The organism is uncultured Parasphingorhabdus sp., from assembly GCF_963975735.1.
Taxonomy (GTDB): domain Bacteria; phylum Pseudomonadota; class Alphaproteobacteria; order Sphingomonadales; family Sphingomonadaceae; genus Parasphingorhabdus.
Map to the genome: position 1 here is coordinate 1 of NZ_CAXBIA010000012.1, position 22829 is coordinate 22829.

Here is a 22829-nt window from a genome sequence, read left to right on the forward strand (position 1 = left end):
CCTCCACCATCCTGCGGATGGTCCCCCTCCCCACGGCTTCGCCGCAGGGAGGAAAGGGCGGTGATCCACCGTCTGACCAACCTCTTCGCCCTGTGGACAGTTTTGGGGACAGCCTGGGCATGGTTTGTGCCCGACCATTTTCTCTGGGTCGTCGACGGCCGCTTTCGCCCGCTCGGCCAGCCTTTGGTCAGCGTCATGCTCGGACTGGTCATGCTCGGCATGGGCCTGACACTGTCGTTCGATGATTTCAAGCGGATCACCAAAATCCCACGCTGCGTCGCAACCGGCGTTATATTACAGTTCACCGTGATGCCGTTCGCCGGGATTTTCCTCGCCACAATATTCGGGCTGGAGACCGGTCTCGCGGTCGGCCTGATCCTCGTTGCCTGTTGCCCCGGCGGCACGGCGTCCAATGTCGTGGCCTATCTCGCCAATGCCAATCTGGCGCTGTCGGTAACGATGACCATGGCCTCGACCCTGATTGCGGTCATCGCGACGCCGCTGCTGACCGGATTTCTGGCCGGAAAATATGTCGAGATCGACCAGTGGAGCCTGTTTCTCAACATGGTGTCGATTGTGCTGCTGCCGGTGATCGCAGGGGTAATGTTCAACCGGTATCTGCCCAGAGCGACGGAGAAAATAGCGGTCATTTCACCGCTCGTCTCGGTCATCGTCGTTGTCCTGATCGTCGGCGGTATTATCGCCGACAGCAAGGCACTGATCGAAGCGCATTTCGGTGTACTGATGCTGGCAATCTTTCTGCTGCATGTCTTCGGCTTCGGGTTGGGCTATCTGATCACCAGGATGATGGGCCTTGGCGTAGCTGAACAGCGGACGATCAGCATCGAAGTCGGGATGCAGAACAGCGGCCTCGGCTCCAGCCTCGCCTCAACGCCTACTTTCGCCGCGCAATTTGCCAGCCCGATGCAGGCAGCTCTTGCGCCGGTCCCGGCGGCGATATCGGCTGTCTATCATGTCGTGATCGGCAGTTTTCTTGCGGCAATCTGGCGGCGGCAGCAGACCGGCGACGCAGACTAGATCCAGCGGCGAACCCTGGCCTTATAGGCGAGATATTCGTCGCCAAATTTCGCGGCCAGATAGCGTTCTTCCCGTGCGATCACCTGGGTGCGGATGACCAGAAGCGCCACCGGCAACAGAATCATGGCCAGCTGCTGCGGAACCATAAGGCAAGGCCGAGATAGAAGAGTGCCATGCCCAGATACATCGGATTGCGGGTATAGCCGTAGATGCCCGAACTGACGATCTGGTTGCTGTGCTTCCACGGCTCGAGATTATTGCCAAGTTTTCTGAAGCGGCTGGTTCCGGCTAGCATCACAAAAATACCGGACAATAGGACAATGCCCCCGGCGGCCATGATCAAGGGAGACACCGGAATGAAGTCCGGGACCCGGCCGCTCAGACGGTCGATCAACATTCCGGTCAGCAGAAAGCCGACATAGACCAGCGGCGGTGGAAATCTGACCTGCGCGCTGTCTTCTTCGGGGCGGAAAAATTTCGTCATCAAACAAGATGATATCGTAAAACTGACGGACAGGCAAACGCTCGGTCGTCGTAACTGTGCACCAAAACTGCCCGCGCAACGACTCTGACAGAGGAATCCCGAGCAATATAATCTCGCCAATCGGCACCATAAGGCTGGCATTACCGCTTCATCGTCGGCAATAAGCTAGCAAATTCCTTCCGCCCATATCCTTTCGAAAGCATGATTATGAAAATCGACAGCAGCAGCGTAGCCTTCATCACCGGCGGAGCTGCGGGTATCGGGCTTGGCATCGCACAGGCCTTTGCCAGGCGCGGAGCGAAATTGATGCTCGCCGATATCGATCAGTCGACGCTCGATGCTGCTGCTGAAACATTGGCGGCCAATGGCGCTGATGTGGCAACCGTGGTCTGTGATGTGGCGGACGAAGCGCAAATGCGCGCGGCGGCGCAGGCGACCGTCGAGCGTTTCGGTAAAGTCCATATCGTCGTTAACAATGCCGGCGTTGCGCTGGGCGGCATGACCGGCGACATTGATCTGAAAGACTGGCGCTGGATCGTCGATATCAATCTGATGGGTGTGGTGCACGGCGTCGAAATATTCACGCCGCTGATGAAAAGTCACGGGGAGGGCGGTCATATCATCAACACCGCATCGCTGGCCGGCCACATCGCCGGTCCGGGCATGGCGCCCTATCACGCGACAAAATTCGCGGTCGTCGGCTATTCCGAAGCGATGCAACAGGAACTGGCTCCGGCCGATATCGGGGTCAGCGTTCTTTGTCCGGCGTGGGTCAAAACCAACATCCACCGTAGCGGCTTTAATAAGCCGACTGGCGGCGGCGACGAGGCCGATCCGAAGTTCAAGGAAATGAGCAAGGTGATCGATGGCGGTCTCGATCCTGCCGATATTGGCGAGTGGACGGCGACTTGCGTCGAGGACAATCGACTGTATATTTTCTCCCATCCCGAGTTCGCTGCGGGCATCGATATGCGCTATGCAGCGGTGAAGGCCGATTATGACGCAGTTCCCTTCGGGAAATGACGAGAAACAGCAGGTTCCAGCGATGACTGACCCAAAACCGTGGACCATTGATGACGCCGGCTCGAATGAACAGCGCCACGCCCCGGCAACGCTCCGCAACCGCGATGCGATTGTCGAGGTCTTGCGCGATATCCTGCCCGATCACGGCACCATTTTGGAAATCGCCAGCGGCACCGGCGAACATGCCGTCTATTTTGGCCGGACGTTTCCCGATCTGACATTCCAGCCCAGCGACCCCGATCCTGCCTGCTGCGAGTCCATCGCCGCCTGGACGAAGCGCGAAGCCGTGCCGAATATCCTGCCGCCGAAACAGCTCGATGCGCAGGCCACGACGTGGGACGTGCAAGACGTCGCGGCGATCCTGTGCATCAACATGGTCCATATCAGCCCGTGGGAATCGAGCATCGGCCTGTTTGAAAAAGCCGGCAAGCTGCTCGCTCCGGGCGCGCCCTTCTATCTCTACGGCCCCTATCTGCGCGAAGATGTCGAAACCGCTCCCGGCAATCTCGCCTTCGAACGCAGTCTGAAAAGCCGGAATCTGCGCTGGGGTCTGCGCGATGTCGCCGATATGGACGCGCTGGCGAAGAGAAACGGTTTCGTTCACGAGAGCCTGATCGAAATGCCGGCAAATAATATATCTTTGGTCTATCGGAAAACAGACTAGCTCCTCCTTTGAAAAGGAGGGGTTTATCGCCGTTCCCCTTGCCATGCCTTAATCGCCCGATTAACAAGGGCGCAAAGTAACAAGGAGCGGGCAAATGACAGAGACACGACGCTGCATGGGATCTTCCATCGCCCACTGGGCTGCGAATACCCCCGATAATATCGCGATTGATGATCCCGACGGTCTCGTCAGCTATGCCGAACTCGACAAGCGCGTCACCGCATATGCGCAGGCCTTTACCGGCGCGGGCCTTGCTAGAGGCGACCGCATCTGCTGGCTGGGCAAGAATAGCGGCCTCTATTTCACCCTGTTCGCCGCTGCCAGCCGCGCCGGCATGGTCATCGCTCCGATCGGCTGGCGTCTCGCTGCACCGGAAGTGGCCTATGTTCTGAAAGACACAAGAGCGCCGCTGCTCATCTGCGAACCGGAATTTGCCGAGATCGCAAAAAATGCGGCGCAACAGTCACCCGCTACCAAGATGATAATCTGCACAAAGCCCGGTACGGACCTGCCGAATCTGGCCGATTTTGTCGCCAATACTCCACCCGGCGATCTGACCCAATGCGACCCGGCGGAAGGCGTGCTGCAGCTATACACATCCGGAACCACGGGCAATCACAAGGGCGCGGTGCTGACCAGCGACAATCTGTTCAAGCTGCGGCCTCTGGTCGAGGACCATCCCGATCATGCATGGATCGATCTGAAACCGGGTGACAGCACGCTGGCGGTCATGCCCTGCGCGCATATCGCCGGCTCCGGCATCGGCCCGATCGCCTTTTACAATGGCGCGACGATGATGGTCATTCCCGAATTCCACCCCGACAGTGTGCTCGACTGCATCGACAAGGGGCTCAACCAGTTTTTCCTTGTGCCGACCGCGCTGCAGATGCTGGTCAACTGGCCGCGTGCCCAGGATACCGATTTCTCCAGCGTCCGGAGCGTGACCTATGGCGCTGCCCCGATCCCGCTGGAATTGCTGCGCCAGTGTATGCAGACCATGCCCAAAGCTCTTTTCTGCCAGCAATATGGCATGACCGAGACCACGGGAACCATCTGCATCCTGCCGCCCGAGGATCATGATCCGGCGGGCAATGAACGGATGCGCGGCATCGGCATCGCGCTGCCCAGTGTCGAGTTGAAGATCGTCGACGAGAAGCGGCAGGAAGTCCCGCCCGGAACGATCGGTGAAATCGCCACACGATCCGGCCTCAACATGCTGCATTATTACGACAATCCGGAGAAGACCGCCGAGACGGTCGACGCCGACGGCTGGCTCTATACCGGCGACGCAGCGGTGATGGACGAGGACGGCTATTTCTACATCAAGGACCGGGTCAAGGACATGATCATCTCTGGCGGCGAGAATGTCTATCCGGCGGAAGTCGAGAATGCGATTTTCGGCCACCCGCAGGTCAACGAAGTCGCGGTCATCGGCATCCCCGACGCCAAATGGGGAGAAGCGGTCAAAGCGGTCGTCTCGCCCAAGCCGGGCGTCACCGAGATCGACACCGACAGCATCATTGCCTGGGCCAAAGAACGCATCGCGGGCTTCAAGGTCCCCAAGACGGTCGACGTGATCGCCGACTTGCCGAGAAATGCCTCGGGCAAGATATTGCGGCGGGAATTGCGCGCGCCTTATTGGGAAGGCAATGATCGCGGAGTGAACTGAGGAGGCGCCTGCAAGCCGGGCGGCAACCAATGTTGGCTTCGGGCGAACGCTCTCGGTCGATCGACGTAATGATTCAATCTTATTCAGGACAATGGAGCGTCGTCGGAAACGACCGGCGCGGAATATATTTATGAAAAACAAAGAAAAAATAATAGAAGAGAGTAATCAACACAGCCCCAAGTTCATCCGTTTGATGGGCGGGAAGCTGGTTGATGTCGACACTGAAAAATGCGCCTGTACATTCGAATTCGATATCGGGACAGACTATTGCCATTCGATAGACATCGTCCAGGGCGGCTTTGTTACCGCCATGCTCGATGCAGCCATGAGCCACGCGATGTTCTTGCACGATCCCGATATTGTCGGCCTGTCATCGCTGGAAATAAAGACCTCATATCTGGAACCAACCCGGGCTGGAAAGCTACGGGTTGAAGGCTGGGCGATCAAGCAAGGCTATAAAATAGTCTTCATGGAAGGCCATGTTTACAACGAAGACAATGTGTTGACGGCGACAGCCAGTACGGTCAGCAAAATATCCCGCGCGCGCGCCGGCTGAGTAATTCTGGAAATATCCAATCTACGGCACGGCAATCTCGGCATGGAGGGAATCGCCGTGGATCAGACGAATTCCTTTGACCGCATCAGGTTTCGCGGATCGCTGGCGGCTTCGTTCAGGAGCCAATCGCCAAACCAGCGGATCGCACGCCTGCTGCCCGATGCATTTTTGATCGCGAGAAAATAGCTGTAAGGAGTCTCGGCGCTTTCGCCAAAGGGGCGAACCAGTCCGGATGTTCCGGACTTGAAGTTGACCATGTCTTCGAGCACCAACGCCATTCCCAAGCCGTGTTGTGCTGCTGAAACCAGCAATGGACCATTGTCATAATATTCGATCTTGCTGGAAGGCAGCGCATCCAAACCGACAGTCTTCAGCCAGTTGGGCAATATTTCCGGTAAGGCGCGGTGGATCAGAAGCGGCTGCTCTTTCAAGGCGCGCTTTAGCCCGGTGCGCGTGTCGACCAGACTTGGTGCGGTGATCGCAAAGGCGCGCTGCGGGCGCAGTTCGTGCATTTCGATCTGATGTTCATTCTTGTTGGCAAACAGGATGATGGCATCAAGACTCATACCCAGTTTCGCCATCGGCGAACCGGAGCTGTCCAGGGTCAGTTCGACTTCGGGATGTTTTTCCCTGAATTGCTGTATACGCGGCATCAGCCAGGCTGTTGCAAAGGACGGGGGAACGCCCACGGTGATCTTATATTGTTTTTCCTCGCGCAATTCTTCCAGAAGCAGTCCGAGCTTCTCGAACACAGGCTCGGTACCGATCAGCAGACGCTTCCCGGTCGGGGTGAGCTGGAATTCGTGGTGTCGCCGTTCGAAAAGAGGCTGGCCGACATAGGTTTCCAAATTCTGGATGCGCCGGCTCAACGCCGATGGGGAAAGATTCAGATCAGCCGCGGCTGCGCGTAGCGTGCCGCTTCGTGCCGTGGCCAGAAAAGCTTCAAGGGCACCGGTTGGGGGAAGCCTGCGCATTGTTACTCCTGATACTCATTACGACAGCATGATCCGTCATCAGGGACTTTATCCCTGCAAAGGGTGAATCAGGATCAGTTACGCGCTGTGTCGCGACACTAGCCGATTATATGCTGCAATGCACCATTTTTTGAGAAAAGCTTTTTCATCGCTTTTTCTTGATCTCGCGAAAGCGTCGTAGTGGTCTGAAAATATACGATAAAATGAGGTTTTGCAAAGATTGCAACGGGCCGTGCACAAGCTGCGATGGCGCTTTTTGTCTGAATCGAGAATGCTGCAACGCACAAATTCAGAAGGGAATTACATTATGAACACCGTCAAAAGCACAACCCTATTCGCGCTCGCAGTATCGGCGATCGCTACCACTCCTGCGGTGGCCGCAGAGGAAAAAGCGTCGTTTCAATTTGTCGCTCAAGAACTGCAGAGCGAAAGCAGCCGCGAACGGATGATGGTGCGCCTGGAAAGAGAAGCGCGCTCTTATTGCCGCAGCGGAAACTACTCGGTATTGCTTCCCCGCCACACTCTGAGCAAGTGCAGCGATGCAATCAAAACACAGTGGCTGACGGCTATCGACCGCGTTGAGATGAGCAGTTTCAGCGCACATGCAGGCACGAAACTGGCTGACGCCCGTCCCTAATATCTACCGCGTACCTTGGCTATTATTTTGGGCTCGGCTATATGGTGAAGCAGGCCCTTTCCGTCTCTGGCGGAGAGGGCCTGCCTGCCGGTTGCGATAATATATTCAGGCACCTTGTTGCTGACCGCGTCGAGCAGCTTCTTATGGTCTGCAGCATTCTGCGGCAGGGACGTGTCGATCGCGACATTGCTTTCATCGGCCCCAAATCCGTTGTTTACTGCGGTATATTGTGATGCGGAGGTTATCCCAGCCTTATCGAAGCGGAATGACGGCGATCAGGCTGCCTGTACCACCGACAGGCGCGAAGAGCTGCGGGCGAGCGAAAGCTGAATTTGTTCGACGACAAAATCGATAAGCGCGCGGATATGCGGCTGCCGGCGCGCTTCGTCGGTTGTCACGATCCAGCCCGGCATGGTCAGCTCCGCAATCGGCGGCAGCAGCCTGACCAGACGTCTCGTGTCATCTCCCATCAGACAGGGAAGTATCGAAGCGCCAACGCCGGAGCGGACACTCGCAATGATGCTCGATACCGTATTGGCCCGGTGCGCGATTTCCGCGTCCGGAAAATTCTCCGTCATCCAGCGACCGACTTTTCCTTCCCGATCCATCGACATGATAAGCGGATAACAGGTCACCGCTGCCAGACTGTCGGGCATGCCCAGTTTTTCCACCAATTGCTCGTGCGCGTAGAATGTTTCCTGCATGTCGAGCAGATGACGGACGATCAGCATCTCCTCTGTCGGCTTTTCCCCGAATCGAAGTGCAACGTCACATTCTCCGCGCGCGATATCCAGATTCTCGTCTGTGGTCAGGATCTCCAGTCGCAGGTCGGGGTAACGGGTGCGGAGCAGGCCGAGTGAGGGAATGATCCAGGCGTTGGCTGCGGATTCCACCGTCGTCAGTCGTACCGTACCGACAACGCGGCGAGCCTCGGCGGCTATGCCGTGAGAGAAGGACTGCACCGCTGCCTCGACCGATTCTGCTGCGGGTAAAACCGATTCTCCGCGCGGGGTAAGGGTGTAACCGGAAGGCTTGCGCACGAATAATCTGACCCCGAGAATATCTTCGAGCGCAGTGACCCGGCGGGATATTGTCGACTGGCTGACACGGAGATGTTTCGCTGCCGCGAGGGTGCTCCCCGTTCGGGCGACAGCCAGAAAATAACGCAAGTCGTTCCAGTCCAACATGGCCAATTCTCTTCAAGAACCCGGGGCTATGCGTATCTGCATAACATATTTGCAAGACTGGTGTTAGCGCTTCGATCCTGACCGGTATATTTAGAGCTCATGACGATGGCTTGATCCACCGTCGGATTGAAATCCACAGCCCTGGAGACGTGAAATGACGAAGTTCAACACCACCGCCCTGATCGGCGCATTTTTCGCGACGGTAACGAGTTTCTCGCTGGCCCTCGCATCATTCCCGGTGGCGGTTCTAACCGTATAACCGGGAAATTCCAGCTGGTGCGGCGAGCGCGGACTACCCCCGATCCGCTCCGCCGCGCCAGCTATTTTCAGAAAGGAAAATGCCATGTCCAACAACCGCGCAACATTTATTTCCGCATTGCTGGGATTTGTGGTCACCAGCGGGATGATCATATTGACGAACGACCTGATCAATTTGCAGAATCTGATGTGACGCAGGGGTGGCATCCGGTGCCCCTGCGTTAACGGGCCGGTCATCTTTCGCCAGCTAGGTGGGCAGAATGAAGACCCTGAATATATTCCGTATCCTGTTCTGGCTGTTGCTCGGCATCATCCTCGCGATATCGCTCATGCCTGCGGCAGACGCGCCGACGGTTTTTGCCTACGACAAGCTCAACCACGGTCTGGCATTTTTCACCCTGTCGCTGATGGCACGATTGCTTTGGCCGCGCACAAATGCCGCGTTCCTGCTCGTTCTGCTGATGGTCTTCGGCGGCGGCATCGAGCTTCTGCAATTTTCCATGGGATTGGGACGCGATGCCGACTGGATGGATTTTGCCGCAGATATTGTCGCGATCGTGCTTGGCTTATTGGCTGGAAAATTGTTCTGGAGCGTGAGAGGCAAGCGTTCGGTGACGGGATAAAATCCGGGAATTATCTGCCGCTAATATAGCTTCCTATTCCTCCTCTTGGGACGCTTTCCAAGGGCCCATCGAGCCCAGATAGATGTCGAGTTTTCCAAATCCCCGACTGGCCAGCCAGCCCGCTGCCACAGTCGCCCGCATGCCGCTGGCACACATCAATGTATAGTGATGCGCCTTGTCGAGCTCTTTCCAGCGTTCGTTCAATTCGCCGACATAGATATGCTGCGAACCGTCGATCGAGAATTCGCTATGTTCATCCGCATCGCGCACGTCGAGCAAGGTCCAGTCGCTGCGGCCCTCTTGCAGCCGCGTCTTGACCTCGTGCGTTTCGATCATCGGGACTTGTTCCATGCTTTTCCCTGCTGCCGCCGCCGAAACCACCCCGGTATATCCGCCGACGATATTGTCGAGCGCGATACGAACAAGATGCTCGGTTGCACTGGCAAGCTCGCTTTCGTCCGCACCGATCAGCAAAATGCTGTCTTCCTCGCCGATATACCATCCGGCAAATGCCGATATCATGCCGACCGGCAGGCTCATAGATCCGGGAAAATGACCCGAGGCAAAAGCCATCGGATCGCGCACATCTACCCAATGGGTGGCGTTACAATTGTCCAGTTCCGACAGGGTCAGGTTTTTCGGTCTTGGCACCCGCGGTGCAGGATCGCCGCCTTCCATATTGAGCCGCTCCATCAACCGGAAATAGGGCGGCTGATAATGGTTCTCGTTGATCTTCGCTTCGATAAATTCGTCCCGGCTCTGGATTTGCAGCCGGGAATTGTTTTTCCTCTCGTGCCCGACCGTCGAAAACTCCCGTTCAGCCATTCCCGATCCGCAGACCGATCCGGCCCCATGGGCGGGATAGATCATCGCCTGATCGCCGAGCGCCAGAATTTTCTGCAGGGAATCGAACAATAGTCCGGCCACTTCCCGTTTGCGCTCCGGGTAGAAATCGGTGCGGCCGACATCGCCCACGAACAGCGCGTCGCCGGTGAACACGCCGACCGCGCCGTCAGGATATTCGCTGTCATACAGCGCGAAGGCGATATGATCATCCGTGTGGCCGGGCGTTTCGATAATCTCGATCGCCAGTTGCCCGATGGCGAAGCGGTCGCCTTCACGGGCGGTCTTCGCATAAACAACGTCACCCGCCGGATTGGGACCATGATATACCTCGGCACCCGTCATGCTTGCCAAGATCGGCGCGCCGGAAACCAGATCTTCGTTGCGATGGGTCTCGAAGATATGGGTGATCTCGAGCCCTTCGGCCCGCGCGGTCTCGAGATAGATGTCGCAGTCCCGTCTCGGATCGATGACGGCTGCCTTGCCGCCGGAACCGACCAGATAGGAAAGATGGGACAGGCCGGGCGTCTTGATTTTCTTCAACAACATGATTTTTCCTCGCGTCGATCAAATTACGCGGAAACCTGACTCGGGTTCCGCCGAAAATGGGGCCGGTAGCAACGCATTTGCTACAGGATCATCGGCTCCACCAGTTGATCAAAACCAGAAACGCACGCCCACCACATAATTGGTGACGCTTGAGTCCTCACCGGCAAGCCGCGCAAAATCGCGGCTGCCGCCGAGTTTCCATTCCTGCTCGATTCCGACATAAGGCGCAAATTCACGGGCGATCTCGTAGCTGAGGCGGAGGCCGAGTTCGATATTGTCGATACCGGCGCCGATATCCAGTTCGGGAATCTCCTGAGCAGACAGGTTTATTTCGGCGCGCGGTTGCAGGATCAGGCGCTGGGTGAGGCGCTGGTCATATTCCGCTTCGATGCGCGCGGTCAGGTCGCCCTTGGTGGAGAGAAATGCCGCGGCATCAACTTCGAACATATAGGGCATCAGGCCCTGGACGCCGATCACCGCATGGGTGCGGTCGGGGCCGGTCAGGTCCTGCCGGACGCCGGCCTGCAGATCGAAAAAGGGCGCAATGGCGCGGCTGTAGATCACCTGTATTTCAGCGCTTTCAACCGGTTCGCCGAAACTCCCTTCGCCTTCGCTCTTGAACCAGAATTTGTTGATGTCGCCGCCATAATAGCCCTGCACGTCCCAGAGAAAGCCGTCCTCGCCCGCGCGCGCGCGATATTCCAGCCGGTCGCCCTGAAACCAGAAGATCTGCATATTGCCATGCTCCTTATAGAGCGCTTCGCGGGCCGGACGCATGGCATCTGCACCCCAGATCGCATCCGCCGCATTGGGCGGGCCGGTCAGGTTGTACGGGGAGGATGCTTGCGGAGCGGCTGGCGGACTGTGGCCCATAGCGCCATGGTCCATTTTTGAATGATCGACCTCGGGTGCTTCTTCCGGAGCTGCTGGCATCTGGTGCGTGCTGTGATCCATCTGGCTATGATCCTGCGCCAGTGCTGGTGTGGTTCCGATCATCGCCATCAGGCTTGTTGCTAATAGCCGCATCATGCCGCTCCTTCCGGAAAGGCAACGCTGACCGTCTGCATCATCCCGGCGTGCATATGGTAGAGCAGATGGCAGTGAAAGGCCCAGTCGCCCGGCTCGTCGGTGGTCACGTCAAACGTCGCGCTGCTGCCCGGCTGGACGATCACCGTATGCTTTTTCGGCTGGTGATGGCCCTGACCGTTGACCAGTTCGAAAAACATGCCGTGCAAGTGGATCGGGTGGGCCATCATCGTGTCGTTGACCAGCTTGACCCGCACCCGTTCATTATAGGCGAAGCGGATCGGCGCATCGCCGACAGCGCTCATTTTCCTGCCATCAAAGCTCCACATATAGCGTTCCATATTGCCGGTCAGGTGCAATTCCATCTCGCGGTCAGGCGCGCGCTTGTCATGATCCATCTCGAGCGATTTCAGCAGGCGATAGTTGAGCACCCTATGCGGCACATCGTCCAGCCCAAGGCCGGGATAGCCGGTGCGGTCCTGAGGGTTCATCGATACCATATCGATGCCGGGACCGGTCCTGACGCTCGCAGGGAGCAGTGAAGTGTCACGCATATCCATGCCGCCGCTCATATCCATCGCTGCCATGTCATGGCCGCTATGCGCGTCGGCAGGCGCGGCATGGGGCATTGCATGCCCCATGGCGGCGTGGTCCATCTTGCTGTGATCCATCGGCTCGGCTGGCTCAGTACCACCGTCACCGTGATCCATGCCCCCATGGCCCATGTCCACCATCGACAGCAAAGGCGGATCGCGCAGCGCAGGGAAGGCGGCCTTTCGCCCCGGTTGCGAGGTGAGGGAGGCCTGCGCCATGCCGCTGCGATCCATGCTCTCCGCCGCAATCGCAAAAGCACCCGCTTCGCTCGGCGTTACAATCACGTCATAAGTCTCGGCGACGCCGATCTGTAGCTCATCGACCTCTACCGGTTGTACGTTGACACCGTCTGCCTGAACCACCGTCATCGGCAGGCCGGGCAGGCGAATATTGAAGAAGGTCATCGCGCTGCCGTTGATGATCCGCAAGCGCACGCGCTCGCCCGGGCTATAGGGAAGCTCCAGCCCGTCCTCCGGCCCATGACCGTTGATCAGATATGTATAAGTAGGCGCTGACACATCGGCGATATCGGTCGGCATCATCCGCATCCTCCCCCACATCCGCCGCTCTTCCGCGCTCAACGGATAATCGTCTGTGGCACTGGTCTTCTGCATGCTGAAATAGCCTTCGGATACCTTCAGCTTCTTCATGATGGCATGCGGGTGCATCGGCGTGAATTCGCTGAGCAGGATGATATGCTCGCGGTCATATTGCACCGGATCGGGTCCTGCGGGATCAATGATCAGGGGCCCATAATGGCCGACCTGTTCCTGCAGCCCGCTATGGCTGTGCCACCAGTAAGTGCCCGACTGGCGCGGCGTCAGCGGCACATCGAAACGCGCACCCGGCCTGATCCCCGGAAAGCTGATCCCCGGCACGCCGTCAAACTGGAACGGCAACAGCAGCCCATGCCAGTGCACCGAACTGTCGACGTCCAGCATATTGTGCACCGAGAGTATCGTCTGCTCGCCCTCCTTCAGCCGGATCAGCGGGCCCGGCACCGTGCCGTTGACCGCAATCGCGTGCCCCGACCGGCCGCCGGTGGCAAAGCTGCCATCGGCGATATGCAGATCGACCTTGGCGCCGGAAAGTTCATGGATACCCTTGCGCACCGGGCCGCCCATCTGGCCCATTGACCATGCGGGCATGGGCAGGGCGGCTAGACCGCTCAGGGCGGCAAGAGAGCCGATCATGCTACGGCGCGACAGGGGAAGATTGCTTTTTATCATGCGAAATCCTATATACCCCCCATAGGTATATGACAATAAGGGTTTGACCGTGAAAAACAGAACAGCAAAACTCTACCGCATGGTAATGGACCAGCATATCTGTCCTTACGGGCTGAAATCAAAATATCTGCTCGAGCGACAAGGCTTCACCGTCGAGGACCATCATCTGACCACGAGAGCCGAGACCGACGCGTTCAAGGCGGAGCATGATGTCGAGACCACGCCGCAGACCTTCATCGATGGCGAGCGGATCGGCGGCTATGACCAGTTGCGAGTGTATCTCGGCAAGGACAGGCCGAAGGAAGAGCGCAGCGACACCAGCTACCAGCCGGTCATCGCTCTGTTCACGATGACGTTCCTGATGGCGCTGGCCGCCGCCTTTGTCTCCACCGGCGCCTGGTTCTCGATATTGACCGCCGAATGGTTCGTTGCTTTCTCGATGTGCGGTCTCGCTTACCTGAAATTGCGCGATATCGAGAGCTTCTCGACCATGTTCCTCAATTATGATCTGCTCGCCAGACGCTGGGTGCGCTATTCCTATCTCTACCCGTTCGGCGAGGGGCTGGCCGGCGTGCTGATGATTGCCGGCGTCGCGCTATGGCTGGCCATCCCCGTGGCCTTGTTCATCGGCACGATCGGCGCGGTCTCGGTCTTCTACGCGGTCTATATCCAGAAGCGCGAGCTCAAATGTGCGTGCGTCGGCGGAGACAGCAATGTGCCGCTCGGCTTTATCTCGCTGACCGAGAATATTTTCATGATCGGCATGGCGCTGTGGATGAGTTACAAGCTGCTATCTGCGTGATAAGGACGGAACCATGGCAAAAGACAATATCAGCGCGAAACTGAACCGGCTCCACCGCATCGAGGGGCAGGTGCGGGGCATCGCGAAAATGGTCGAGGAAGACCGCTATTGCATGGATATATTGCACCAGATGCAGGCGGTGAAATCGGCGCTCGCCAAAGTCGAGAGCCAGATTCTCAAGGACCACGCCGCCTGCTGCGTCAGCGAGGCGATCGCCACCGGCGACCCCGAAGAACAGCGCGAGAAATTCGACGAGCTGGTCGATCTGTTCGAGAAGATGAAGCGCTAGAAGCCGGGACTATAATCGGCGCTCCCGGTCGCCAGTTCACGCCGCAATATCGGGCTTGATCCGGTAAATCACCGTATCCCCGACTCCTTTCAGCGCGATGGTTTCGGGCGAGTCAAATTCGTGACTTCCGGTGCACTGGAAGAAGGTGGCGGCTGACACCGCTATCCCGTTGGGCTCCGCCGCGCCTTCGATCCGGCTGGCGATATTCATCGTATCGCCCCAGTAATCATAGGCCAGCCGGCTTGTCCCGACCACGCCGCCGACGACCGGCCCGGAATGCACGCCGACCCGCAACTGGATGTCGATCCCGCTTTCTGCGGCCCGGCTCTGCATTTCCGCAATCACATCTTTGGCAAAGCTTACCGCATCTTTGGCGCCGGAGCCGTCGGAAGCGGTACCGCCGCAAACCGCAAGGTAGCAATCACCGATGGTTTTGACTTTCTCGATGCCATAGCGGGTCGCGCATTGGTCGGCGATCAGGAAAAACCCGTTCAGCTGCTCGACCAGATGACCCGGCGAAAGCTGCTTGGAAAGTTTCGAGAAGCCAACAATATCGATGAAAACCACAGAGATATCGGAGAAGGAATCGGCCACCACCTCACCCGCGCGCAGCCGCTGGGCGACCGCTTGCGGCAAGACATTATAGAGCAGTTTCTCCGTCTTCTTGCGTTCCTGGTTGAGCTCCTGGCGAGCCACATACATCGCCCGCGCCCGGCGATCGGCTTCCCAGTTGGAGAAGATCGCGAACAGCAGGAAAAAGCTGATGTTGACGATGGTATGATACATCTCGTCGACGTCGATGCCGTGGCTGTCCATATAGGCGATGAACACCCCCAGCATGCCGATCGCCCAGATCGTGAACAGCCGTACATTGGCGACAAAGGCAACGCTGGCGATGAAATAGATCAGGCCAAAGTAGACGACGGATATCTTGGTAATATCGAGGTCATTGGCCGCCGTGGTACGAACCAATACGGTCATCAGCACGGCCGCTGCGATCGACATGCAAATGAACGGCAAGAGATCCAGCCACGGTTGCTCGATATAAAGGCGGTTGGTCGTTGCAAATATCGCCAGTGCGAAAAAGCCGACGATCGCCATCGTCGTGATATTGAAGGTCGCAAAGGCCTCGTTCGACGAGAAGACCGGGGTCAGCATGAAGAAGCCGAGGAAAATCAGCGGGCCGAGAATGAGCACAGCCCGGGTCGCCTTGAGCCGCGACGCGCGCTCGTCATGCACATAGTTCAGCTCGTCTTCGGCCTCGGCAAAATGATTGATAAATGCCATATATATCCCCCCGGATGAAACGGTCGCTGGTCGGAAAACCGCCAGCGGCAAAGCCTGAAATCCGGCCCTTCTGTCACAGGGCTATAGAGCGCTACTGTTAACCAGTGGTTTTTTTGGATGAATTCTTTCCGGGCAGGGGGAACGGAAGGGAACCAATTCCACTTTGGGCAGAAAAGCGGACATTGCGGATACGGACACTGAATGGCGGCTAACGCCCCAATAGTGGTCTTTGGAGACTTAATCGGTGCATTCCGAAAGCCGTCATTCGTTCAGTGCGAGCCACCTCTCACAACTGACCAAAGCATAAAGCCCGCTGGAAGCGATTCCGGTGGTTTTTTCACATCATGCTACAACTTGCAGTTGTCCCATAATGGCACGAATCAGAGAATTTTGAGGGCCCAGTTGTAATGTCCTTAATGTTGAATTAACAATCACAGAAGGATTGCATCATCTAATACAAATTCAGGAATCACTGAACGTATCTTCGAAAGGCCCAAAATCATGAAAAAGCTACTTTTAGCTACCGCAGCATCATTGTCATTTGTCGCTACAACGCCAGCAAATGCTGCCGATTTTATCTTTACGTTCAGCACCGATACCGGTGATTCTGGAGTTACAAATGGTATTGCCGGAAGTGTCACTGGTCGAATCTTAGGTCTGACAGACAACGCCACTTCGTCAGCAACTCAAGTTTTTGTCGACTCATTTAGCGCTGGCGCATTTACCGGAACTCCCACGGATGTAACTGTTTGGACAAATCAATTTGAGAACAGCTTTACTCTCGCCAATGGTGTTATAACAAGCGGCTCTTTTTGGGCTGATAGAGGTGTAATTGGAACCAACTTCGATCAGCTTTTTATTAATGTAGCTTTGGGTTACGCCAACGGTAACACCAATTATGCATCTGTAGGTGTGAACAACGATACCAGTATTTGGAACAATCAAGGTCTTAACGGAGTGTCGTTTCAATCTTTAGGAGCCGTCCCAGAACCTGCAACATGGGCTTTCATGATCTTTGGCTTTGGTGCCATTGGCGGTGCGATGCGACGTCAGCGCAAAGTCAATCTGAAGGTTAGCTACGCTTAGGCTAAACAATCGATTTACTTAAAAACCCTGTCAGAGCAATCTGGCAGGGTTTTTGTTTGCTCGCTGGCACCGATTGACATGCTTTTCTGCGACCCTTGCCTTCGGGCTGAGCAGATCACAGCTTTGCATCACGGCATTGCACATTGGTCTTTCCTACACTCAACCCAATCGTCTACTTTCGCTTGGCTCTTTGACAATCTGGACAAGACTGCGGCGATATCGCCCGCTCATCTGAACCAATCGGACCAGTTGAACCCCACCGTTTCAAAGATTACACTCGGCGCCTTGGTGGCGGAGAGATAGTACCGGAAGACTGCGGATTTGGGCAGAAGTTTACGGAAAACAAAAGGGTGTGTTTGTGTAAAGTTTAATTGTGCGCGCGCTTGAGGGTTTCGCGTGGCGCAAAAGTCGCTAGCTTCGCTGGCTTGCGGCTCGATAGGCTCAGGACGAACGGATTAGGGGGCACTCGTCATCCTGAACTTGTTTCAGGACCTCGGGCGGCGGTGCGCAATCTCAAGGGGTCCTGAAACAAGTTCAGGATGACGATGCTGTCCAGCTTGCTCGCGCCAAACACTTCGACAGGCTCAGCGCGAACGGTGTTTGCAGAAGCACTATTCCGCCGGGAACCAGCGCCCCTCGAATATCACGCCCTTGATCCCGACTTCGCGCAGTTTCGCCGCGCCGCCCACATAGGGGTCACGGTCGAGCACGGTGAAATCGGCTTTCTTGCCGGTGGCAATACTGCCGACCATCGCGTCCAGACCGATCACCTGCGCCGCCTCGACGGTGATTGCGCGCAACGCCTTGTCGAGCGAGAGCCGCTCTTTCGGCGCCTTGACATTGCCGTCGAGTGTGATCCGGTTGCTCGCCACCCACGCGAGATAGAGCGGATCGATCGGTGCCATGTTGAAATCGCTGTGCAGGCCGAGCGGAACATTCTTGCGCTCGAGCGAACCGAGCCGGCTCATCTGCGCGGCGCGGTCGGGGCCCATGCCGGTCTTCGCGTAAGCATCGCCGAGGATGCGGATATAATTGGGCTGGGCGGAGACATAGAGGCCCATATCGCCGATCCGCCGGTTCTGCGCTTCGGTCGAATAGCCGAGATGTTCCATGACGATATTCTGGCCGTTGCGGAGGGCGAGCTTTTCGGTGATGTCGAGCACCACATCGAGGCCACGATCGCCGTTCACATGGGTGTGCAGGTTCCAGCCAGCGTCCCAGAAACGCTCGGTCTGCTTGAGCAATTCCTCCGGCTCGGTCAGCCATTTGCCCTCGTGACCGTCGCTGTAACCGGGCGGGTTCATCTGCATATATTGGGCGAAGAAGGCGCCGTCGGCGAACAGTTTGACCCGGTTGGAGAAGAAGAATTTGCTGCTGTCATATTTGGCTTTCATGTCCTTGAGCCAGACATTGGGATCGCCGGTGACCAGCGGCGCAACGGGGATCGCGAGAATGCGCGACGGCGTGGTCGGCTGGTCATAGAGGCTCTTGAACAAAGCCGACTCCATCGCCGGTCCGCCGAAGCCGCCAAAGGCCAGATCGGCGCTGGTGGTGACACCATTTTCGAGCATCATCTGGCGCATGTCGGCCAGACCCTGCTGCACCTTGGCCGGCGAGAAGAGATAGGGACGGAGCATTTCGATGCCGTTGAACAAGGCGGTCTCGTGGATGATGCCGCTGGCATAATCGGCATGGCCGGGATCGATATTGGGCTTGCTGAACGCCGCGGTGAAGGCCGCTTCGTCGCCGATGCCGAGCAGGGTCAGCGCCTTGCTGTTGGCGATGATCTCGTGGAAGCTGCGCTGCCAGATCACCACCGGCCGGTCGGGCGCGATGCGGTCGAGTTCGGCACGGTCCATGTCGCCGTGGAACAGCTTGTGATGGCCCCAGGTGATGAACAGGGCGTCGTCGCTCTTCGCCATTTCCGCGCGCAGGCGCTCTTCATATTGCGCCTTGCCGCGGGCCGCGGGATAGGTCTTGCCGGGGAGCTGCCACTCCTCGGGACTGATGAACGGCATCGGCAGCATCATGATGGTCTGCATCGGATGGACATGCGGTTCGATGAAGCCGGGCATCAGGAACTGCCTGGCAAACTGCCGGTCGACGGTGACCTCCCGGTCCCTCGTCCATGCTTCCAGATCTTCCAATGTCTGGCCGAGGCCGAGGATGATACCGTCGGCGGTCGCGACATAGCGGGCCTCGGGATAGCCGGGCTCCATGGTGATGATCTTGGCTGCTTCGAAGATCGTCACTTCGGGATAGGGGAGGGGAGCGGGTCCCTCTTCGGCCTGCGCGTCGGCAGCAAATAGCAGCGTCAGCGCTGCCCCGATGGACGATATGAATTTCAGCATGTCTCTCTCCCTATTGCGGGAGTGATTATGCGCTCGGCTCCGCCTTGGCAACCGTCAGCTTGCTCGCCTTCACATGTTCGCGCCAGGCAATGAACAGGCCGGATCCGATGATGACCGGCGCGCCGAGCCAGATCGACAGGCCGGGATATTGGCCGAAGATGACGATGCCGAAGAAGGTCGCCCAGATCAGCGAACTATAGTCCATGGGCACGATCGTCGACACCGGCGCGAAGCGTAGCGACTGGGTGATGCACAGCTGCCCGAGAGCGCCGAAAATGCCGATGCCAAGCAGATAGCCCCAGGTCTTTGCATCATGCCCGCCACCATAAATGAAGGCGAAGACGGTAAGCGCGGGCAAAGTATAGACCGAGAACCAGAATATCGTGACAACGCTGGTTTCGGTTCGGCCCAGCATGCGGATGACCATGGTAACCGCCGCGGTGACCAGAGCGCCGCCAAGGGCCACGGCGGCACCGAAGGCGGGGATCAGCGATCCGCCGGGCTGGACCACGATCAGCACGCCGACAAAGCCGATCAGGATTGCCGACCAGCGCCGGATGCCGACCTTCTCGCGCAAGAATATCGCGGCAAACAGAGTCGCGAAAATGGGAACGGTGAAGCTGATCGTCGTGGCATCGGCCAGCGGCAGCAGGGTCATCGCCCAGAAATTGAGGCCCATGGCAAAAATGCCGAGACAGGAGCGCAAGATATGGAGCTTATGCTTGTTCGAGACGATGGACGGCCAACCTTCCCGGCTCCGCATGATCAGAAAGCAGATCAGCGGCATGGCAATCAACTGGCGGTAGAACAGGCTTTCGGTGACATGCACGCCTTGCTCGCCGGCCAGTTTGACGAAGGCAAACATGACGGCGAGCGAGAGCATCGCGGCCAGACGCGTAAGGATTCCTGCCATCGGCCGGTTCTGTCCGGCGGCACCGTCATTGCTCATGCAATATTGCCATAAAAGATAGGGGAAGAGCGGTTGTGCATTGTTGCGGTAAATAGCATATAGCGCGCAAATGCAATCAGGAGTCTTTCAATGCGCACTGTAACCCATGTCTTGGCTTCCGGAGGAACCGCAGCAGCGTCCCGCCAGAGCGATATTTTTGATCCCAATAATGGCGGTATCCAGGGCAAGGTCGATCTCGGCGATGCAGCGGTGCTCGACAAGGCGGTAGAGGCTGCGCTTGCAGCGCAACCGGCCTGGGCCGCTACCAACCCGCAGCGTCGGGCACGCGTGTTCTTCAAGTTCAAGGAACTGGTCGAAGCGCATATGGACGAACTGGCCAATCTGCTGTCGATCGAACATGGCAAGGTGATCGCGGATTCCAAGGGCGATATCCAGCGCGGACTCGAAGTGATCGAATTCTGCTGCGGTATTCCGCATGTCCTGAAGGGCGAATATACCCAGGGTGCAGGCCCCGGCATCGATGTCTATTCGATGCGCCAGCCGATCGGCATCGGCGCCGGCATCACTCCGTTCAACTTCCCGGCGATGATCCCGATGTGGATGTTCGGCCCGGCCATCGCGACCGGCAACGCCTTCATTCTGAAACCGTCTGAACGCGATCCGTCGGTACCGGTACGACTCTGTGAACTGATGCTTGAAGCCGGATTGCCAGAAGGCATTTTGCAATGCCTGCAAGGCGACAAGGAAATGGTCGATGCCATTCTTGATCATCCGGCCATTGGCGGCATCAGCTTTGTCGGTTCCTCCGATATCGCTCACTATGTCTACCAGCGCGGCGTTGCAGCCGGCAAACGGGTCCAGGCAATGGGCGGCGCGAAGAACCACGGGATTGTCCTTCCCGACGCTGATCTCGATCAGGTCGTGAATGATCTGTCGGGCGCTGCCTTCGGTTCGGCTGGCGAACGCTGCATGGCTTTGCCGGTTGTCGTTCCGGTGGGTGAAGAAACCGCAGACCGTCTGCGCGAGAAAATGATTCCGGCGATGGCGGCCCTTCGGGTAGGCGTATCGACCGACGAAGAAGCCCACTACGGACCGGTGGTTAATCCGGCCCACAAGCAACGCGTCGAGAATTGGATCCAGACCGGCGTTGACGAAGGTGCCGAGCTCGTCGTCGATGGCCGCGGCTTCTCGCTGCAGGGTCATGAAGATGGCTGTTTCATCGGACCGTCCTTGTTCGACCATGTCACCACCGATATGGAAAGCTACAAGGAAGAGATTTTCGGGCCCGTCCTGCAGATCGTCCGCGCCAAGAATTTCGAGGAAGCGCTCGCGCTGCCGAGCCAGCATCAATATGGCAATGGCGTCGCGATCTTTACCCGTAACGGACACGCCGCCCGTGAATTTGCCAGCCGCGTCAATGTCGGCATGGTCGGCATCAACGTGCCGATTCCGGTACCGGTCGCCTATCACAGCTTTGGCGGATGGAAACGCTCGGCATTCGGCGACACCAACCAGCACGGCATGGAAGGCGTGAAATTCTGGACCAAGGTCAAGACCATTACCCAGCGCTGGCCCGACGGCACTGCCGATGGCGGTAACAAGGATGCCTTTGTCATTCCGACCATGGGGTAAATGCCCGGTAAGGCTTGACCGCAACAGAGTTCCAAATCAGGACAAGTCTCCCGAAATGCTGGAAATCCCGGCATTTCGGGCGGACATGATTATCATGACTGTCCAGCCAACATCATTTTCGGTGCCGCGTTGCTAGCGCTGTCGCCACGGGTGTTCTTGCCATCATTGTTGCTGGCAATCATTTTGTTCGCTTTCTGGCCTACGGAAAACGCGACAAGGGAGACGGTGCCTCTGCCGCAACCCGTTGCGACGTCAGACAAACGCATAGCCTTCAGTTTCGATGATGCCCCGCGCGGCGCGGGTGCTTTTCTGGAACCGGATGAACGGCCGAGATTACTGATCGAGGCATTGCAAACCGCCGGTGTCGAGCAGGCGGCCTTTTTCATCAATCCGGGGCGAATTACCGCTCATGATAACGACGCCGCCGATATCGCCGCTTATGCCAAAGCCGGCCATGTTCTGGCCAATCACACAGCCAAGCACAACAAGCTTTCTGCGGTCTCGGCCAAAGCATTTCTCGCCGACATCGATGCGGCCGAGAAATGGCTCAAGGGCAAACCCAACTACCGTCCCTGGTTCCGCTTTCCGTTCCTCGACGAGGGGAGAACAAACAAGGCAAAGCGCGATGCCGTGCGTACGGGTCTCAAGCAGCGCGGGCTGATGAACGGCTATGTTACGGTCGACGCATCGGACTGGTATCTGGAGGATATGGCGATCTCGGCGGCCAGGGCGGGTAAGCTCATGGACTGGAACGCCTTGCGCGACCTGTTTGTAGAATCCTATGTTGAGTCGGCTGAGTTTTCCGATGATCTGGCGCGGAGAACGCTCGATCGAGCGCCGGTCCAGATGATATTGCTGCACGAGACCGATCTTGCCGCAATGTTCGTTGATGACCTGGCCGCCGCGCTGAAACGGCAAGGCTGGACCATCGTTTCTGCCGATGAAGCCTATCGCGATCCGATTGCCAATATGGAGCCGGATGTCGATTTTGCCGATGGCACCCGCACGCAGATGCTCGCCGCAGAGCGCAATATCGGCAATCGCTGGTACAAGCGCAATGATCAGAAACTAGCGAAAAAGCTGTTTGCCGAGAGGGTGCTGCGCGACTAGACCTTGTC

At 57.5% G+C, this 22829-nt stretch carries 22 protein-coding genes; 12 read left to right on the forward strand and 10 right to left on the reverse strand.

Annotated elements, in window-relative coordinates; all coding sequences use genetic code 11:
* Positions 1 to 60 precede the first annotated feature (60 nt).
* Complete coding sequence (locus tag AACZ86_RS12380; RefSeq protein ID WP_339693021.1) at positions 61 to 1038, forward strand: bile acid:sodium symporter family protein; 978 nt, start codon at positions 61 to 63, stop codon at positions 1036 to 1038.
* Here AACZ86_RS12380 and AACZ86_RS12385 read toward each other — a convergent pair.
* The gene (locus AACZ86_RS12385; protein WP_339693023.1) at positions 1035 to 1163 is read right to left on the reverse strand and encodes a hypothetical protein; all 129 of its coding nucleotides are present in this window, start codon (positions 1161 to 1163) and stop codon (positions 1035 to 1037) included. The two genes, AACZ86_RS12380 and AACZ86_RS12385, sit on opposite strands and share 4 nt — an antisense overlap.
* Positions 1160 to 1522 carry a methyltransferase gene (locus AACZ86_RS12390; protein ID WP_339693024.1) on the reverse strand — a complete coding sequence of 121 codons (363 nt, stop codon included), beginning with the start codon at positions 1520 to 1522 and terminating at the stop codon, positions 1160 to 1162. The genes AACZ86_RS12385 and AACZ86_RS12390 overlap by 4 nt, the downstream gene beginning before the upstream one ends.
* 201 nt (positions 1523 to 1723) lie before the next feature.
* Between AACZ86_RS12390 and AACZ86_RS12395 the strand changes: the two genes are divergently transcribed.
* The 4 genes from AACZ86_RS12395 (at position 1724) to AACZ86_RS12410 (ending at position 5434) form a co-directional block, all read left to right on the forward strand.
* On the forward strand, positions 1724 to 2545 hold the full coding sequence (locus AACZ86_RS12395) for an SDR family NAD(P)-dependent oxidoreductase (protein ID WP_339693025.1): 822 nt from the start codon (positions 1724 to 1726) through the stop codon (positions 2543 to 2545).
* Positions 2546 to 2567: 22 nt separating this feature from the next.
* Positions 2568 to 3209, forward strand: a complete 642-nt coding sequence (locus tag AACZ86_RS12400) for a DUF938 domain-containing protein (protein WP_339693027.1) — start codon at positions 2568 to 2570, stop codon at positions 3207 to 3209.
* Between the two features lie 94 nt (positions 3210 to 3303).
* Positions 3304 to 4878, forward strand: a complete 1575-nt coding sequence (locus AACZ86_RS12405; protein WP_339693029.1) for a long-chain-fatty-acid--CoA ligase — start codon at positions 3304 to 3306, stop codon at positions 4876 to 4878.
* 130 nt (positions 4879 to 5008) lie between these two features.
* Positions 5009 to 5434, forward strand: coding sequence for a PaaI family thioesterase (locus AACZ86_RS12410; RefSeq protein WP_339693030.1), 426 nt, complete (start codon positions 5009 to 5011; stop codon positions 5432 to 5434).
* A gap of 62 nt (positions 5435 to 5496) precedes the next feature.
* Here the strand turns inward: AACZ86_RS12410 and AACZ86_RS12415 are convergent, their stop codons facing one another.
* Entirely contained in the window at positions 5497 to 6408 is a 912-nt protein-coding gene (locus tag AACZ86_RS12415; RefSeq protein WP_339693032.1) for a LysR substrate-binding domain-containing protein, read from the reverse strand.
* A 307-nt stretch (positions 6409 to 6715) separates the two neighbouring features.
* On the opposite strand from AACZ86_RS12415, the gene AACZ86_RS12420 reads away from it, so the two are divergent.
* Entirely contained in the window at positions 6716 to 7045 is a 330-nt protein-coding gene (locus tag AACZ86_RS12420) for a UrcA family protein (protein ID WP_339693033.1), read from the forward strand.
* Positions 7046 to 7320: 275 nt separating this feature from the next.
* On the opposite strand, the gene AACZ86_RS12425 is transcribed toward AACZ86_RS12420, so the two are convergent.
* Positions 7321 to 8232, reverse strand: coding sequence for a LysR family transcriptional regulator (locus AACZ86_RS12425; protein WP_339693035.1), 912 nt, complete (start codon positions 8230 to 8232; stop codon positions 7321 to 7323).
* A 518-nt stretch (positions 8233 to 8750) separates the two neighbouring features.
* Here AACZ86_RS12425 and AACZ86_RS12430 point away from each other — a divergent pair.
* A complete protein-coding gene (locus tag AACZ86_RS12430) occupies positions 8751 to 9113 on the forward strand; it encodes a teicoplanin resistance protein VanZ (RefSeq protein ID WP_339693037.1) in 363 nt (120 codons plus the stop codon).
* Positions 9114 to 9146: 33 nt separating this feature from the next.
* Here the strand turns inward: AACZ86_RS12430 and AACZ86_RS12435 are convergent, their stop codons facing one another.
* The 3 genes from AACZ86_RS12435 to AACZ86_RS12445 all read right to left on the reverse strand — a co-directional run bounded on the left by AACZ86_RS12435 (position 9147) and on the right by AACZ86_RS12445 (position 13354).
* Positions 9147 to 10505, reverse strand: a complete 1359-nt coding sequence (locus AACZ86_RS12435; RefSeq protein ID WP_339693039.1) for an MBL fold metallo-hydrolase — start codon at positions 10503 to 10505, stop codon at positions 9147 to 9149.
* A 108-nt stretch (positions 10506 to 10613) separates the two neighbouring features.
* The gene (locus AACZ86_RS12440; protein ID WP_339693041.1) at positions 10614 to 11534 is read right to left on the reverse strand and encodes a copper resistance protein B; all 921 of its coding nucleotides are present in this window, start codon (positions 11532 to 11534) and stop codon (positions 10614 to 10616) included.
* A complete protein-coding gene (locus tag AACZ86_RS12445) occupies positions 11531 to 13354 on the reverse strand; it encodes a copper resistance system multicopper oxidase (protein WP_339693042.1) in 1824 nt (607 codons plus the stop codon). The genes AACZ86_RS12440 and AACZ86_RS12445 overlap by 4 nt, the downstream gene beginning before the upstream one ends.
* Positions 13355 to 13433: 79 nt before the next feature.
* Between AACZ86_RS12445 and AACZ86_RS12450 the strand changes: the two genes are divergently transcribed.
* Positions 13434 to 14156, forward strand: coding sequence for a glutaredoxin (locus AACZ86_RS12450; RefSeq protein ID WP_339693167.1), 723 nt, complete (start codon positions 13434 to 13436; stop codon positions 14154 to 14156).
* Positions 14157 to 14169: 13 nt separating this feature from the next.
* A complete protein-coding gene (locus tag AACZ86_RS12455) occupies positions 14170 to 14445 on the forward strand; it encodes a metal-sensitive transcriptional regulator (protein WP_339693044.1) in 276 nt (91 codons plus the stop codon).
* A 36-nt stretch (positions 14446 to 14481) separates the two neighbouring features.
* Here the strand turns inward: AACZ86_RS12455 and AACZ86_RS12460 are convergent, their stop codons facing one another.
* A complete protein-coding gene (locus AACZ86_RS12460; RefSeq protein WP_339693046.1) occupies positions 14482 to 15732 on the reverse strand; it encodes an adenylate/guanylate cyclase domain-containing protein in 1251 nt (416 codons plus the stop codon).
* Between the two features lie 501 nt (positions 15733 to 16233).
* Between AACZ86_RS12460 and AACZ86_RS12465 the strand changes: the two genes are divergently transcribed.
* Positions 16234 to 16818 carry a PEPxxWA-CTERM sorting domain-containing protein gene (locus tag AACZ86_RS12465; protein WP_339693048.1) on the forward strand — a complete coding sequence of 195 codons (585 nt, stop codon included), beginning with the start codon at positions 16234 to 16236 and terminating at the stop codon, positions 16816 to 16818.
* Positions 16819 to 17429: 611 nt separating this feature from the next.
* Here AACZ86_RS12465 and AACZ86_RS12470 read toward each other — a convergent pair.
* On the reverse strand, positions 17430 to 19169 hold the full coding sequence (locus AACZ86_RS12470) for an amidohydrolase family protein (RefSeq protein ID WP_339693050.1): 1740 nt from the start codon (positions 19167 to 19169) through the stop codon (positions 17430 to 17432).
* Positions 19170 to 19194: 25 nt separating this feature from the next.
* Positions 19195 to 20118, reverse strand: a complete 924-nt coding sequence (locus AACZ86_RS12475) for a DMT family transporter (protein ID WP_339693052.1) — start codon at positions 20116 to 20118, stop codon at positions 19195 to 19197.
* 90 nt (positions 20119 to 20208) lie between these two features.
* Between AACZ86_RS12475 and AACZ86_RS12480 the strand changes: the two genes are divergently transcribed.
* Together AACZ86_RS12480 and AACZ86_RS12485 are read left to right on the forward strand one after the other, a co-directional pair.
* Positions 20209 to 21711: a CoA-acylating methylmalonate-semialdehyde dehydrogenase gene (locus tag AACZ86_RS12480; RefSeq protein WP_339693054.1), complete on the forward strand. Its 1503-nt coding sequence runs from the start codon at positions 20209 to 20211 to the stop codon at positions 21709 to 21711.
* 168 nt (positions 21712 to 21879) lie between these two features.
* The gene (locus tag AACZ86_RS12485) at positions 21880 to 22821 is read left to right on the forward strand and encodes a polysaccharide deacetylase family protein (RefSeq protein ID WP_339693055.1); all 942 of its coding nucleotides are present in this window, start codon (positions 21880 to 21882) and stop codon (positions 22819 to 22821) included.
* Positions 22822 to 22829 lie beyond the last annotated feature (8 nt).

What these genes read in the sequence shown, in the direction of transcription:
- AACZ86_RS12385 (WP_339693023.1), bottom strand. Translation starts at nt 1,163, where the DNA reads ATGATTCTGTTGCCGGTGGCGCTTCTGGTCATCCGCACCCAGGTGATC.
- AACZ86_RS12390 (WP_339693024.1), bottom strand. Translation starts at nt 1,522, where the DNA reads ATGACGAAATTTTTCCGCCCCGAAGAAGACAGCGCGCAGGTCAGATTT.
- AACZ86_RS12395 (WP_339693025.1), top strand. Translation starts at nt 1,724, where the DNA reads ATGATTATGAAAATCGACAGCAGCAGCGTAGCCTTCATCACCGGCGGA.
- AACZ86_RS12400 (WP_339693027.1), top strand. Translation starts at nt 2,568, where the DNA reads ATGACTGACCCAAAACCGTGGACCATTGATGACGCCGGCTCGAATGAA.
- AACZ86_RS12405 (WP_339693029.1), top strand. Translation starts at nt 3,304, where the DNA reads ATGACAGAGACACGACGCTGCATGGGATCTTCCATCGCCCACTGGGCT.
- AACZ86_RS12410 (WP_339693030.1), top strand. Translation starts at nt 5,009, where the DNA reads ATGAAAAACAAAGAAAAAATAATAGAAGAGAGTAATCAACACAGCCCC.
- AACZ86_RS12415 (WP_339693032.1), bottom strand. Translation starts at nt 6,408, where the DNA reads ATGCGCAGGCTTCCCCCAACCGGTGCCCTTGAAGCTTTTCTGGCCACG.
- AACZ86_RS12420 (WP_339693033.1), top strand. Translation starts at nt 6,716, where the DNA reads ATGAACACCGTCAAAAGCACAACCCTATTCGCGCTCGCAGTATCGGCG.
- AACZ86_RS12425 (WP_339693035.1), bottom strand. Translation starts at nt 8,232, where the DNA reads ATGTTGGACTGGAACGACTTGCGTTATTTTCTGGCTGTCGCCCGAACG.
- AACZ86_RS12430 (WP_339693037.1), top strand. Translation starts at nt 8,751, where the DNA reads ATGAAGACCCTGAATATATTCCGTATCCTGTTCTGGCTGTTGCTCGGC.
- AACZ86_RS12435 (WP_339693039.1), bottom strand. Translation starts at nt 10,505, where the DNA reads ATGTTGTTGAAGAAAATCAAGACGCCCGGCCTGTCCCATCTTTCCTAT.
- AACZ86_RS12440 (WP_339693041.1), bottom strand. Translation starts at nt 11,534, where the DNA reads ATGATGCGGCTATTAGCAACAAGCCTGATGGCGATGATCGGAACCACA.
- AACZ86_RS12445 (WP_339693042.1), bottom strand. Translation starts at nt 13,354, where the DNA reads ATGATAAAAAGCAATCTTCCCCTGTCGCGCCGTAGCATGATCGGCTCT.
- AACZ86_RS12450 (WP_339693167.1), top strand. Translation starts at nt 13,434, where the DNA reads ATGGTAATGGACCAGCATATCTGTCCTTACGGGCTGAAATCAAAATAT.
- AACZ86_RS12455 (WP_339693044.1), top strand. Translation starts at nt 14,170, where the DNA reads ATGGCAAAAGACAATATCAGCGCGAAACTGAACCGGCTCCACCGCATC.
- AACZ86_RS12460 (WP_339693046.1), bottom strand. Translation starts at nt 15,732, where the DNA reads ATGGCATTTATCAATCATTTTGCCGAGGCCGAAGACGAGCTGAACTAT.
- AACZ86_RS12465 (WP_339693048.1), top strand. Translation starts at nt 16,234, where the DNA reads ATGAAAAAGCTACTTTTAGCTACCGCAGCATCATTGTCATTTGTCGCT.
- AACZ86_RS12470 (WP_339693050.1), bottom strand. Translation starts at nt 19,169, where the DNA reads ATGCTGAAATTCATATCGTCCATCGGGGCAGCGCTGACGCTGCTATTT.
- AACZ86_RS12475 (WP_339693052.1), bottom strand. Translation starts at nt 20,118, where the DNA reads ATGAGCAATGACGGTGCCGCCGGACAGAACCGGCCGATGGCAGGAATC.
- AACZ86_RS12480 (WP_339693054.1), top strand. Translation starts at nt 20,209, where the DNA reads ATGCGCACTGTAACCCATGTCTTGGCTTCCGGAGGAACCGCAGCAGCG.